Source organism: Parahaliea mediterranea (assembly GCF_017255185.1).
Lineage (GTDB): Bacteria > Pseudomonadota > Gammaproteobacteria > Pseudomonadales > Halieaceae > JAFKCZ01.
In genome coordinates this window covers 47,825-60,461 of record NZ_JAFKCZ010000019.1, presented here as the reverse complement: position 1 = coordinate 60,461, position 12,637 = coordinate 47,825, and the positions used below count along the sequence as shown (strand labels likewise).

The 12,637-nt window shown below is 64.1% G+C and carries 11 protein-coding genes and 1 tRNA gene; 7 read left to right on the top strand and 5 right to left on the bottom strand.

Translation table 11 applies throughout. The features are described 5' to 3' along the window. Positions 1 to 23: 23 nt before the first annotated feature. The 4 genes from JYP50_RS19785 (at position 24) to JYP50_RS19770 (ending at position 2,715) form a co-directional block, all read left to right on the top strand. Positions 24 to 941 (top strand): ABC transporter ATP-binding protein, encoded by a 918-nt coding sequence (locus JYP50_RS19785; RefSeq protein WP_206562297.1) that lies wholly within the window; start codon positions 24 to 26, stop codon positions 939 to 941. Then, positions 938 to 1,711 (top strand): ABC transporter permease, encoded by a 774-nt coding sequence (locus JYP50_RS19780; protein ID WP_206562296.1) that lies wholly within the window; start codon positions 938 to 940, stop codon positions 1,709 to 1,711. Before JYP50_RS19785 ends, JYP50_RS19780 begins: the two co-directional genes overlap by 4 nt. A 4-nt stretch (positions 1,712 to 1,715) precedes the next feature. Next, a complete protein-coding gene (queF, locus tag JYP50_RS19775; RefSeq protein ID WP_347136864.1) occupies positions 1,716 to 2,537 on the top strand; it encodes an NADPH-dependent 7-cyano-7-deazaguanine reductase QueF in 822 nt (273 codons plus the stop codon). A gap of 90 nt (positions 2,538 to 2,627) precedes the next feature. Further along, positions 2,628 to 2,715: transfer RNA gene (locus tag JYP50_RS19770), tRNA-Ser, on the top strand. A gap of 255 nt (positions 2,716 to 2,970) precedes the next feature. Here the strand turns inward: JYP50_RS19770 and JYP50_RS19765 are convergent. Then, positions 2,971 to 4,959 (bottom strand): acyltransferase family protein, encoded by a 1,989-nt coding sequence (locus JYP50_RS19765; RefSeq protein ID WP_206562295.1) that lies wholly within the window; start codon positions 4,957 to 4,959, stop codon positions 2,971 to 2,973. 443 nt (positions 4,960 to 5,402) lie between these two features. Here JYP50_RS19765 and JYP50_RS19760 point away from each other — a divergent pair, with 443 nt between their 5' ends. Together JYP50_RS19760 and JYP50_RS19755 are read left to right on the top strand one after the other, a co-directional pair. Continuing rightward, positions 5,403 to 6,053, top strand: coding sequence for a c-type cytochrome (locus JYP50_RS19760; RefSeq protein WP_206562294.1), 651 nt, complete (start codon positions 5,403 to 5,405; stop codon positions 6,051 to 6,053). A 43-nt stretch (positions 6,054 to 6,096) separates the two neighbouring features. Further along, a complete protein-coding gene (locus JYP50_RS19755; protein WP_206562293.1) occupies positions 6,097 to 7,791 on the top strand; it encodes a cation:proton antiporter in 1,695 nt (564 codons plus the stop codon). A 34-nt stretch (positions 7,792 to 7,825) separates the two neighbouring features. On the opposite strand, the gene JYP50_RS19750 is transcribed toward JYP50_RS19755, so the two are convergent. Continuing rightward, positions 7,826 to 8,623 (bottom strand): TIGR03084 family metal-binding protein, encoded by a 798-nt coding sequence (locus JYP50_RS19750; RefSeq protein ID WP_206562292.1) that lies wholly within the window; start codon positions 8,621 to 8,623, stop codon positions 7,826 to 7,828. 6 nt (positions 8,624 to 8,629) lie between these two features. Then, positions 8,630 to 9,508 carry an enoyl-CoA hydratase-related protein gene (locus tag JYP50_RS19745; protein ID WP_206562291.1) on the bottom strand — a complete coding sequence of 293 codons (879 nt, stop codon included), beginning with the start codon at positions 9,506 to 9,508 and terminating at the stop codon, positions 8,630 to 8,632. A 282-nt stretch (positions 9,509 to 9,790) separates the two neighbouring features. On the opposite strand from JYP50_RS19745, the gene map reads away from it, so the two are divergent. Further along, a complete protein-coding gene (map, locus tag JYP50_RS19740) occupies positions 9,791 to 10,543 on the top strand; it encodes a type I methionyl aminopeptidase (RefSeq protein ID WP_206562290.1) in 753 nt (250 codons plus the stop codon). Positions 10,544 to 10,565: 22 nt separating this feature from the next. On the opposite strand, the gene JYP50_RS19735 is transcribed toward map, so the two are convergent. Together JYP50_RS19735 and JYP50_RS19730 are read right to left on the bottom strand one after the other, a co-directional pair. Next, entirely contained in the window at positions 10,566 to 11,876 is a 1,311-nt protein-coding gene (locus JYP50_RS19735) for a carotenoid oxygenase family protein (protein WP_206562289.1), read from the bottom strand. Continuing rightward, a complete protein-coding gene (locus JYP50_RS19730; protein WP_206562288.1) occupies positions 11,873 to 12,322 on the bottom strand; it encodes a MarR family winged helix-turn-helix transcriptional regulator in 450 nt (149 codons plus the stop codon). The genes JYP50_RS19735 and JYP50_RS19730 overlap by 4 nt, the downstream gene beginning before the upstream one ends. Positions 12,323 to 12,637: the final 315 nt, after the last annotated feature.

Sequence of the window (12,637 nt, the reverse complement as noted above, 5' to 3'; positions counted from 1 at the left end):
CCCGGAGGATTTGATTGGCCGCTATGGTACCAGCTCTGACCATCGAAAATCTCAGCAAGGTCTACGGCAATGGCTTCGAGGCCCTCAAGGGCATCAGCATGGCCGTTCAGCAGGGGGACTTTTTCGCCCTGCTCGGGCCCAACGGGGCCGGCAAATCGACCACCATCGGCATCATCTGCTCGCTGGTGAGCAAGACCGGTGGCCGGGTGTCGGTGTACGGCATCGATATCGACGAAGACTTTCCCGGCGCCAAGAAGCACATTGGCATCGTGCCCCAGGAATTCAACTTCAACCAATTCGAGAAGGTGCGTGACATCGTGGTCAACCAGGCCGGCTATTACGGTCTGCCGCGCGAGCTGGCGGAGGCGCGGGCGGACAAGTACCTGAAGGAGCTGGGCCTGTGGGACAAGCGCGAGGTCGCCTCGCGCATGCTGTCCGGCGGCATGAAGCGCCGCCTGATGATCGCTCGCGCGCTGGTGCACGAGCCCAGGTTGCTGATCCTCGACGAGCCCACCGCCGGGGTGGACATCGAGATGCGCCGCTCCATGTGGGATTTCCTCAAAAAGATCAACGCCGAGGGCACCACCATCATCCTCACCACCCACTACCTGGAGGAGGCGGAAGCCCTGTGCCGCAATATCGCCATCATCAATCACGGCGAGATTGTCGAGCACAGCTCGGTGCGCGACCTGCTGCGGCGCCTGCACCGCGAGGTCTTTATCTTCGACTGCGTGGGTGAATTGCCGGAGACGATACCCGTGTCGGGTTTTGTCACCCGCCGCATCGATGAGCACAGCCTGGAAGTGGAAGTGGAGAAAGGCCAGGCGGTCAACGAGGTGTTCCGGCAGCTGGACGCGGCCGGCATCGAGGTGCGCAGCCTGCGCAATCGCGCCAACCGGCTGGAGGAGATGTTCGTGACACTGGTGGAGGGCGCGGCGTGAGTCCACGAGAACAGTTCGTTGCCTTTATGACCATCCTGCGCAAGGAGATCCGGCGCTGGATGCGGATCTGGACCCAGACCCTGCTACCCTCCGCCATCACCATGTCGCTGTATTTCGTGATCTTCGGCTCGTTGATCGGCTCGCGCATCGGTGAAATGGGTGGCTACACCTACATGCAGTTTGTGGTGCCCGGGCTGATCATGATGGCCATCGTCACCAACTCCTATTCCAACGTGGTGTCCTCTTTCTTCGGCTCCAAGTTCAATCACAGCGTCGAGGAGCTGCTGGTATCGCCCACCCCCAACTATGTCATTCTGATGGGCTATGTGCTCGGCGGCGTGGCCCGGGGCCTGCTGGTGGCGGTGATTGTCACCCTGGTGTCGTTGTTCTTTACCGACTTGCACATTCACAGTTACACGGTGGTGGTCGCCATCGTGCTGATGACCTCCATCCTGTTCGCCCTGGCCGGCTTTATCAACGCGGTGTTCGCCAACAATTTCGACGACATTTCCATTGTTCCCACCTTTGTGCTCACGCCGTTGATCTACCTCGGCGGGGTGTTTTACTCCATGGACCTGCTGCCAGAGTTCTGGGCCAACGTGTCCAAGCTCAACCCCCTGGTCTACGTGGTCAACGCCTTCCGCTACGGGGTGCTGGGCGTGTCCGACGTGAGCCTGCCGGTGGCTTTCGCCATGATCGGGCTGTTCACCCTGGCGGCCTTCGCATACAGCATGCACCTGCTCAACTCCGGCAAGCGGCTGAGGCAGTAGGGCGGTGGCGACTGACGACGACAAGGGGCCGCTGCTGGGCCGCCAGGTGGCGGTCAGCGAGCACTACGCGCCGGAACTGCTGCACCCGATTCCCCGCGCCCGGGCGCGGCGCGAGCTCGGCCTCGATCCGGCGGCGCCGCCCTTCGGCGGGGTGGATATCTGGCACGCCTACGAGTTGTCCTGGCTGGACGCCCATCGCCGTCCGGTGGCCCGGGTGGGGCGCTTCGCCATTCCCGCCGACAGCGCCAACCTGGTGGAATCCAAGTCCTTCAAGCTGTACCTGAATTCCCTGAACGGGGAGTGTTTCGATAGCGAAGCCGCCGCCGTACAGCGCATCTGCGCCGATATCGGCGCCGCCGCGGGCGCCGAGGTCAGCCTGCGGTTGTTTGCCGTGGACGATCCGGCCCTGGCCGGCGCAAGCCTGCCCGGCGACTGCCTGGACGCCTTGGAGGCGAGCTGGAGCGATCGCGAGCCGGACGTGGCGCAGCTGGTGGTGGTGGAGGGTGGCGCCCCCCAGGAGCTTTACACCCACCTGCTGCGCTCCCTGTGCCCGGTCACCGGCCAGCCCGACTGGGCCAGCGTGTGGGTCCGCCTGGAGGGCGCGCGGGTCGAACCCCGCTCCCTGCTGGACTACCTGCTGGCCTACCGCAAGCACCAGGACTTCCACGAGCAGTGCGTGGAGCGCATCTTCCGCGACCTGCTGGCGGCCTGCGCCCCCGAATCCCTGCATGTCCAGGCTTTCTACACCCGCCGCGGCGGCCTGGATATCACCCCCTTCCGCGGCACCGGCGGCCGGGAGCCCCTGCCGCGGATGAACCGTCAATAGGGGAGAGCGGATCGGGATGGCGGGCACCGCAATTTTTCCCGCCGAACACTGGAAACCTGTCCTGCCTGTGGTATTATGCGCGCCCTCAACGGTGAGGTGGCCGAGTGGTCGAAGGCGCACGCCTGGAAAGTGTGTAACGGGAAACCGTTCGAGAGTTCGAATCTCTCCCTCACCGCCATATACGAAAAGGGTCCCATAGGGGCCCTTTTTCGTATATGTGGTTTAGGGGGTCATGATGAGGGCTCCCAGTTCGACAAATTGCGTGAGCAATTTGCTACGAGGCGCGCAGCGCCGAAGCCCCGGAGGGGTCACAACGGCCAAAAGCCGTTGTGATTCATCTCTCCCTCACCGCCATATACGAAAAAGGGTCCCATAGGGGCCCTTTTTTGTATCTCCCGCATAACTATTCTGAAGCGCTGTTTAAACAGCCCGGCTATTTCCCTGGAGAAACTACCGGACTGTCAGGCGCACCCACCAACCGCTTCAGAAAGCCGGGATGCTCACTCTCGTATCGCTGCCCCGCGTAGCGCGCAAACTCTATCGAATGGTGGTGCCGGTCATAGAACATCGGCACCGAGGCGGGTGTTTGCGTAACGCAATTCTCCAGTTTCCTGTCTTTGCAAAGCAGGCCAACGCGGTCGATGTAGAGGTCTGTGATAGCCATGAAGGCTTCGTACAGCGGCCATTGCGAGGGTTGGTCCTCAAAATACGTCACATTGGCAGGAAGGGCGCAGGCGGTGCTGCTTCCGTGCCTGTTGATCAGGCGCCAGCATGGCTCCCTGGTGGCGATGTAGCCGCCCACGGTAGCGAGTTTGACCCGTGAATTGCGCGCCATAATGTCACCGATCACATCGAGGTGTATCTGCTGGATTGATCGAAAGGGGCGCGCGGCGGCGTAGACAATGACATCGAGTTGGGAAATGACCTCATCGCGAAACAGGGCCGCGAACCTTCGGGTGCAGGTCTCATTGGTACTGTGGTATTCGCCGGCGGCGCCTTTCAGGTTCGGGCAGTTATTGGTGGAACCGAATTGAATCAGGTTGATGTCCGGATCGTCGGCGTAGGCCGCGTGGAGAAAATTGAAAGCGTCCGGCTCATGGGAATTGCCGAAAACCAGCACCTGTATCGGGCGGTCCGTCGAGCAGTATTCATCCCGCCGCCAGCGGGTGACCGAGCAAGCCTTGCGTACCAGTTGGAAGCGGTCATCCATGCCCTGGGTTACCGCCGCGGAGCTCAAAACCGTGTTGGCGCGTCGCCATGGCCAGCCGTCTCCGAGCCAGGCGGCGACCGGCGCCACGGCGAACAGTGCCGATACCAGCACGATCCCCGGCGCGGAAATCGGGCGGCGACGCGCGGACCTCTGTGGCGTCATAGCCCCCACCCGTTGGTAAAAACGCAGCTCGACACCATAGTGGAGGACGACCGTGGCGAGCAGGGTAACAGCGGCAAGCGCGATCTGCGTGCCAATTGCCAGGGAGTGATCGCCGCTTGCGTAGCGATAGAGCGATACGATAGGCCAGTGGGTCAGGTACAGCGAATAGGATACCTTGCCGAGCCACAAACTGACGGGATTGCAGAGCACCATCGCACCGATGGGGCCCTGCCCCCCGGTTCCGCTACCGGCCAGCAGTATGAGTACGCTGCCCAGGGTGGGCCAGGCCACCACCCAGCCGGGGAAGGCGGTGTTGTTGTCGAAGGCGACCGCGCTCCATGCAATCATCAGCACACCGGCGGCGAATACCCTATCGCGAGTGGAGCTGGCCGAGAGTGCACGCTGTATCCCCGCCGAGCGGGAGAGGGGAAGGACGGCCGCACCCAGGGCGAATTCGAACATACGGAAGGGCAGCAGGTAGAATGCCGCCAGGGAATCGCGTCCCGTCCACCACACGCAAGCGGCAAAGCTCGCCGTGCCGACGACGATCAGCAGCCAGGTCAGGCGCCCATCGCGGCCCCCACGCAAGGTGGCGAGCAACAGCGCCGGCCAGAGCAGATAGAATTGCTCCTCGACCCCGAGTGACCAGGTGTGCAACAGCGGCTTGAGCTCGGATGCCGTGTCCCAATACCCCGCCTCGGTGAGGAACACGAAGTTCGATACGCTGAATAGGGCGGCCGTGGCGGACCGCCCGAAGGTCGTGAAATCCAGTGGTTCGAGAATGCAAGCCGCGGCAATGAAGGTAACCGCCACTGTTGCGATGAGTGGCGGAAACAGGCGGCGCACGCGGCGCCCATAGAAGTCGGCAAGCTGGAAACTGTCGCGCGAAATCTTGTCGGAGATGATGGCGGTGATCAGGTAGCCCGAGATGACGAAGAAAACGTCGACGCCGACGAATCCGCCGGACAATTGCGATATCCCAAGGTGAAAGACAACGACGGCAAGCACGGCAATGGCGCGCAGGCCATCAATGTCGGCGCGATAGTGCATCCAGGCTACTCTCTAATTCGGCAATCGGATTGGCTGCTGTCGTTCTCCCGCCAGCGTGCGGGGATATCGCTGGACGGGCCTGCACCGCAGCCCGGAGCGTCCAGGATATCCCGTCGCATTCTGAAGCGTCTTCTTCAGGAGCAGTATGGAGGGGATGTCGCAGTCCGAAAGGTGTAAAACCGGAGTTCCTTCAAGGCTGTAACCATACACAGGGGGCCACCCGAGCTCAAGCACCGCGCCAGCGCCATCCGGTTCTCGTCGCTGCGGGCGGCTGGAGTCACCCTGCACGGCGGGAGGCAATCCCATGCCCTGTCTTTCCAGCAGTTCCCGGTGCTTTGAATCCCGTGCTTGTTTGCGCACGATCAATCCCTGTCACCGCCGCGCTGCTACACTCTCTTCATCAACGCAGTGCAATTGTTCACTACAAGCAGTGAGGAACCGAGATGAAAACCCGTCAAGCAACCTTTCCACGGCAATCGTCATCGAATCGACTGTCGCTTGTCGCCAAAGTCCTGGCCAGTAGTGTGGTGGCGGTGTTGGCGGCCTGTGCCACCGGGTCGACGCCCGGTGGTATCGACGAGGTGACCCCCGCCACCACCTTTGGCACACCAAACCCCGACACATCCCGCCTGGCACCGGACCGGGCCGCCGCGGCGGCCCGCGGCCAGTACCTGGTCGAGTTGCTGGGCTGCGGCACCTGCCACACCGACGGCGCGCTGGTGGGGCAGCCGAATGCCGGGCGCCGACTGGCCGGTTCGAGCGTGGGCATCGCCTGGTCCAATCCGCTGCAAGAGGACTATCCCGGCGTGGTTTTTCCCGCCAACCTGACCCCGGATACGGAAACCGGTATTGGTGGCTGGCGCGAGGACGATATCGTGACTTTTCTGCGCAGTGGGATCGATCGCGCCGGGCGCGGCCACCTGCCGGTGATGCCCTGGCCGGCCTACGCCCGCCTGTCCGACGACGACGCCAGCGCGGTCGCCACCTACCTGCTCAGCCTGCCGCCGGTGCGGCACCGGGTGCCGGCCAATGTCGATCCCGGGCAGCGCACCAGCGCCGGCTACGTGCATTTCGGGATCTACCGCAAACGGTGATGCCCGGGCGCTGTCCTGAACGCCTTGTCGCGGATTGGTACTGATGCACAGCCTGGTCTTCGAGGACCTGCTGGTGATGATGGCGGCGGCCCTGGTCGCGGCGCTGCTGCTGCGCCGCCTGGGGTTGCCCAATATCCTGTCCTACCTGCTGGCGGGCTGTGTTATCGGGCCCCACGTCACCGGCTGGGTGGGGGAACCGGAATCCTTCGCTTTCGTGGCGGAGTTCGGCGTGGTGCTGTTGCTGTTTTCCATCGGCCTGGAGTTTTCGCTGTCCCGCCTGTTGGCCCTGCGGGGATCGGTGTTCGGTGTCGGCGGCTTCCAGGTGGTGCTCTGCGCGCTACTGTTCGGCGCGGCGGTCTACCTGTGGGGCACCACGGTGCAGGCCGCGGTGGTCATTGCCGGCGCGCTGGCGCTGTCCTCCACCGCCATCGTGATCCGGGAGCTCAGCAGTCTGGGGCAGCTGCACCAGCGTCACGGCCAGCTGGCGGTGGGGGTCTTGTTGTTTCAGGACCTGGCCGCGATTATTTTCCTCATTCTGGTGCCGGTGCTCGCCGGGGCGGAAGAGGGAGGCCTGGCATCGGAGATCGCCACCGCCCTGCTGCGCGGCGCGGTGCTGTTCGCCATCCTGATGAGTGTCGGCAAGTGGCTGTTGCCCCCGCTCTATCGGGAGATTGCGCGCGCCCACTCGGAAGAAATTTTCGTGATCAGCACTCTGGTGATCGTGCTACTGGCGGCGTGGCTGACTCACGGTTTTGGTCTGTCGATGGCCCTGGGTGGCTTCGTGATCGGCATGATGTTGGGAGAAAGCAGCTTCCGGCACCAGATCGACAGCGATATCCGGGGTTTCAAGGACATCCTGCTGGCGTTGTTTTTTATTACCATCGGCATGGATATCCAGGTCGACCTGTTGCTGGACTACTGGCCGCGCCTGCTGTTGTTCGCGGCGCTGCTAATGCTGGTCAAGACGGCGTTGATTGCGCTGGTCGTCGGGCTGACCGGGGAGGACCGCTATACAGCCCTGCGTTGCGGGCTCAATCTCGCCCAGTCCGGTGAGTTCGCCATCGCCCTGCTGGCCCTGGGGCAACTCAGCGGCGTGGTGCCCGCCGACCACGCTTCGTTTATTGTGTTGGTGGCCATTCTCACCATGGCTGTCAGTCCCTTGCTGCTGCGCTACAGCGAGCGAATCACCCCCTGGTTGCTGCACACGCTGGGCGTGGCGCCGCCGGTGGCCGCCGGAATCCCCCGCGAGGCGGAAATTCACCAGGGCGGGCACGTGATCGTCGGCGGCTACGGCCGTATCGGGCGGGTATTGGCCGGACTGCTGGAGGAGAACCAGGTCCCCTATATTGCCATCGACAACAACGTGGCGGTGGTGGACCGGGCCCGGGCGGAGGGGCGCAACGTGCTGTTCGGCGACAGCGCCAACCTGCAAATTCTGCGCAGCTGCCATATCGACAGCGCGCTGCTGGCGGTGTTGACCTTTCGCTCGCTGGAGCAGGCCCGGGCGATGATCGCTCAGATGCGCTCGGTGGGTATCAATACCCCCGTGATCGTGCGCTGCCACGAGCAGGGGCACGTGCGCGAGCTGTTGTCACTGGGCGCCAACCGCGTGGTGCCGGAGATGCAGGAAGCCAGCCTGGCGATCGGCGCGCAGATGCTCGAGCTACTGGATGTCGATCACAGCGTGATCAGGCAGCAACTGGAAGCGCGGCGCGAACATCACGGCGATGTCAGTTGAGGCTCGCCGGTTGCTGCGCCATTGCCGCGCGGCTTTACTCCCAGGCCCGCTCTCCCGGCCGCGGCGGATCGGCGGGCGCCCCGGCGAAGCACTGGGCGATGGCCATCCAGCGACTGGCGGTGTCGCCGGTGACCGCTAGGTCGGTGTCGGCGATGTTGCGCCCCTGGGTGACCACCTGGCAGAAGGCCAGCGCCGGGCCCGTAATGCAGTTTTCCGCATTGGGTTCGTGCCACTCCCAGATCGCCCCCGAGGGCGCGGTGAGGCGGACATAGGGGGGCTCGCCGGGGACCTCGAGCTTGCGGTTGACGAAGGTCCAGCCAAAGGTCTTCACGCCCAAATCGGCCACCAGCTTGATACGGTCGCCGTGCTCGCGGGGCGCGTGCATCAGGTCGTACACATCCTGGCCGTGGGCCCAGGTTTCCATGAAACGCGCCGAGATGAAACTGTTGGCGGACATGTCGGGGCCGAACCAGGGCAGGCGCTGCTTGGGCGGCAGTTCGCCCAGGGCGGTGGCCAGCCGGTGGCAGGTCTCGATCCATTGCGTAAGTAGTGCCGGAGCATCCAGGTGTCCGAGCTCCCGGCGGGTTTGCTCGGTGCCGCTCACCCCTTCCATTATCTGGGTCATGATGCTGTTGGCCCTGGCCTCGAAAGGCTCCCGCCCGGCCAGGGCCAGCAGGGAAACCTCGTCGAAAAAGTGCAGGTGCGCGACCACATCCCAGGGCGTCCAGTCCATAAACGGAGTGGGGCGCTGCCAGTCCGCCGCGTCCAGGGTCTGCAGGAATTGGTGAAGCGCGTCGGCTTCGGCGATCAGGTCCCGGGCTGCCGGTGTCATAGGCGTTTACTCCTGCTCTGCCCACTTTGGCGGGCGTTTGTTGAGAAAGGCGTCCATCCCCTCGGCGGCTTCCTCGCCGGCGAACAGCTCCTGGGACACGCCCGCGGCCCAGGTGAAGGCCTGCTTCGGGTCCATGCCCGGCACCTTGCGGATCAGCTGTTTGGCCACGTGCAGGGCATTGGGGCCGCCCTTGCGCAGGTCGGCGAGGACTTCGCCGACCGCGGTATCGAGCTCGTCCCCGGGCACCGCGCGGTTGATCAGGCCCATTTCCGCGGCGCGGCTGCCGGCAAAGCGGTGCCCGCGCAGGAAGGCCTCGCGGGCGTCCGCCAGGCGCATTTTTGGCAGGCACACCACCGAGATGATGGCTGGCACCACCCCGAGCCGCACCTCGGTAAAGCCGAACTTGACGTCGTCCCGGGCAATGGCGATGTCCAGCGCCGCCGCCAGGCCCATACCGCCACCGACCACATGGCCCGCGATACGGCCGATCACCGGCGTGGGGGATTCGAGTATCTCGCCGAGCAGCAGCTCGAAGCCGCCGAAGGCGCCGGGCTGGTTGCCCTTGCTGGACTGCTCCTTGAGATTGGCGCCCGCGCAAAAGGTGGAGCCTTCGTTGGTCAGAACGATGGCCCGCACCGCGGGGTCGGCGTTGGCCGCCGCGATGGCGTCGCGCAGGCCCTGCAGCATGGCGGCGCCGAGGGCGTTGCGGTTGTCGGTGTCCGCCAGGGTGATGGTGGTCACGCCGCCGGCGGTGGTGACTTTCAGGGTGTCGGGCAGCGCTGTTGCTGGCTGTGAAGGCGAGGTGTTTTCCGCTGTCCGGTGGCCGTTGTCGCGCACGGGCACCGACTTCCACTGGTAGGTTGCATTCGTCTGGTCCTTGTCCATCCCGCGTCCCCTGTCGCTGTTTCGCCGTTTATTATATCCGTGGTCCGACCATATACTACCGTGCCGCTCCCGCGCTTTCAGCGTCCGACTTTCCAGGCCCCGCAAAATGGGAAGTCAGCGAAAGTTCACGCCGCTGAGCGCCTGTCGCTATTGACGGCTCTGGAGGAAGAGGGTGCGCGCTGTGCTGGGGAGTGCCCGCGGCTTCCGGCGAATGGCCGTGATAATGGTGCTATAATCGCTCGCGTCGGGAGGCGACGAATTCATCAGAGTAAGCAAATGACCGTGGAAAGCCAGCAAGACATTGACGGGATAATGAACGCCGGGCGGGTGGTCGCCCACGTGCGCGATACCATGCTGAATGCGGTGGAACCGGGCATGACCACCGCTGAACTGGACGCCTTGGGCGGGGAGCTATTGGCGCATTTCGGCGCCGTGTCCGCGCCCCGGGTGACCTACGATTTCCCCGGGCATACCTGCATCAGTATCAATGAAGAGGCCGCCCACGGCATTCCCGGGGCCAAAGTGATCCGCGCCGGGGATGTGGTCAATGTCGACGTGTCCGCCGAACTGGACGGCTACTTTGCCGACACCGGGGGCACCATCGTCGTGCCACCGGTTACCCGCGTCAAGGCGCGGCTGTGTCACGCCACCCAGGTGGCCCTGAAGCTGGCGCTGGCCGAAGCCCGGGCGGGCGCCCCCATCAACCGGATTGGCAAAGCCATACAGCGCACCGCGAAGTCCCATGGCTTCAAGACCATCAGAAACCTGGCCGGCCACGGCATTGGCCGCAGCCTCCACGAGGAGCCCGAGGATATCCTCAGCTACCACGACCGCTACGATACGCGCCGCCTGCAACTCGGCCAGGTCATCGCGATCGAACCCTTCCTTTCCACCAAAAGCACCTATGTCACCGAAGCGGAGGACGGCTGGACGCTGGTCGGCCATCCCGCCAACCTGTCCGCGCAGTTTGAGCACACCCTGATCGTTACCAGGGGTGCCCCCATCGTCGCCACGCGTTCAGAGTTTCGCGCTTAGCCGCACTCTGCGCGTCGTCGGGTCAGTCTGTGATCCAGGCCCCATGAAAGCCGGCGGGAATGCGTCGCCCCAACGCGACCGTCGCCAGCGGCTCGCGGATGTCGCGGGCATCGAGCACTCGGACTTCGGTGGTGTCGGTAGCCTGTCGATAGACGCAGACCAATAGCCAGCCATCATCTTCACCGGAACCCGGCGGGTTCGGCACGAACACCGGTTCGCTGTTCTGGTCGCCCGGAGCCACCGGGTGAATCTGGATTGCGCCGCGCTCGACGTCGAACTTCACCACACCCCGCATTTCGACCTCTGTCGGTTGCGCCACGGTGTAGATATAGCGGTGTCGCCTGCCGGTGCGGGTTTCGTTGATCCGCGGCAGTTCCACGTTCAGGTCACAGAGTTGGCGCTCGACAACCGCGCCGCGGCCCAGGTCGATATCGTAGCGCCACAGCACGCCGAGTGGGTCGGGCAGGAAGCCGCCGTGTGCGTCGGGCTTGAAGTACCAGGGGTAGCGGACCACATCCATGATGAGCGAATCGGGCCCGGTATCCCAGGCATTGACCACATGCTGGATAAAACAGGGTCCGATGTCGATCCAGCGTACCTCACCGCCCAGGCGTGGCAGGATACCCAGGCGGGAACCGCGAGCCGGCTGCCAGCACACCGGTAGGCGAAAACCCCGCTCGAGCATGCTGAAGTCAAAGCCGACGTTCAGGTCCATCAACACGCTGCGGGTGGCGGTAATGGCCATGTCGTGCATCATGCCCGGCTGCGCCAGCGCAACGGGCTGTTCAACACGCTGTTGGCCCGCCCTGTCCAGCACCCCGTAGCGCAGCCCCTGGGGAGAGAGGTGGAAGTACATCAACTCACCGCTGGCGGGGTCGACCTTGGGATGTGCCGTCATACCCGCGGCCACCGCCGCGTGAGCGAGCGGCGAGCCGAGCGTATTCAGCGCGCGATCTACCGCGAGCGGGGGGCCACCCTCGGCCAGCGCCAGGATCTCGCCGCCGTGCTGCAACACGTTGACGTTGGGGTTGGTGTCGACCAGTGTGCCGTTATCACCGCCGACATGTGCCTGCCAGCGCCGGGTGCGAAGCCAGCGATTGCGGTACCCCAGCGCCTGTCCATTACCGAAGGCGACCGCGTGCAGCATGGCGGATTCCGGCCACCAGTTCAGCACACCCTCACCGACAAAACGCTCGCCGAGCGGATTTGGCCCATTGCGCATCAGGGTGCCGGTGAGCGCTTCGGGTATCTCGCCCTCGACCGACAGCGGTGCCAGCTCAACCTCGTCCGTCACCGGCGCCAGCGCCCCGGCATTCAAATCGAGACCGATCATGACCTTGCCCCCAGTTCGGCGAGGCAGGTGCGCAGCGTCTCCATCTGCCGTGGACCAAAGCGCCGGGCCGGCGTCGACGCGAGCGTGTCCTCGAGCATCCCGTGCGCCTCGCGGAGCAGTTCCGCTCCTGCCGGGGTCAGGCTGGCCAGGCTCTGCCGGGCATCGCGCGCGCTGCGTTCGGTGGTGACAATACCCAGCTTCTCCAGGGGCTTCAGCGCCCGTGTCACTGCCGATGCCGTAAGCCCCACTGCGGCCGCCAGGTCGACCCGCGAAGCGGTGCTGCGCGGCGCCGCCATCAGCGCCCGCAACAGGCGATATTCACTAAAACTGATACCACGCCCACACGAAAGCGTCCGGTCCAGCCGCTTCTCCAGCACCGCCGCCGTCTCGAGAAGCCCGAGTAGCAGCGAAGTTAGTTCACTGTCGATAAGTTCATCTGTGTGCATAATAACTGAAGTATCCGTGAGTGCTCATGTATTAGGAAGCATTCTGAGACTGGATGGTCATCTCTGTCAAGGGGCTTATTCTGGCTGGGCTGCTTTAAGTGCGCCGTCGTCGCAGCAAGCCGTCCACCGCCATACCGTAATCTGGATGCTCGCCGGTCCAGTAGGGCTTGCAGGTGTCCACCTCCGGCGCGATATCGCCGAGCGCGTCTTCCCACGTCTCCGTGGAAATGTTCAGTGATAGTTACCAGAGCATCGGCGTGGGATCAGCACAATGGGCACCGATCTCCAACAGTTGACGTTATAGCAGCGTCAAAT

Bases quoted from the DNA above. Each gene is read 5' to 3' on its own strand.
- JYP50_RS19730 (WP_206562288.1), bottom strand. From the start codon at position 12,322: ATGCACACAGATGAACTTATCGACAGTGAACTAACTTCGCTGCTACTC.
- JYP50_RS19755 (WP_206562293.1), top strand. From the start codon at position 6,097: ATGCACAGCCTGGTCTTCGAGGACCTGCTGGTGATGATGGCGGCGGCC.
- JYP50_RS19785 (WP_206562297.1), top strand. From the start codon at position 24: ATGGTACCAGCTCTGACCATCGAAAATCTCAGCAAGGTCTACGGCAAT.
- JYP50_RS19750 (WP_206562292.1), bottom strand. From the start codon at position 8,623: ATGACACCGGCAGCCCGGGACCTGATCGCCGAAGCCGACGCGCTTCAC.
- JYP50_RS19735 (WP_206562289.1), bottom strand. From the start codon at position 11,876: ATGATCGGTCTCGATTTGAATGCCGGGGCGCTGGCGCCGGTGACGGAC.
- JYP50_RS19745 (WP_206562291.1), bottom strand. From the start codon at position 9,508: ATGGACAAGGACCAGACGAATGCAACCTACCAGTGGAAGTCGGTGCCC.
- JYP50_RS19765 (WP_206562295.1), bottom strand. From the start codon at position 4,959: ATGCACTATCGCGCCGACATTGATGGCCTGCGCGCCATTGCCGTGCTT.
- JYP50_RS19760 (WP_206562294.1), top strand. From the start codon at position 5,403: ATGAAAACCCGTCAAGCAACCTTTCCACGGCAATCGTCATCGAATCGA.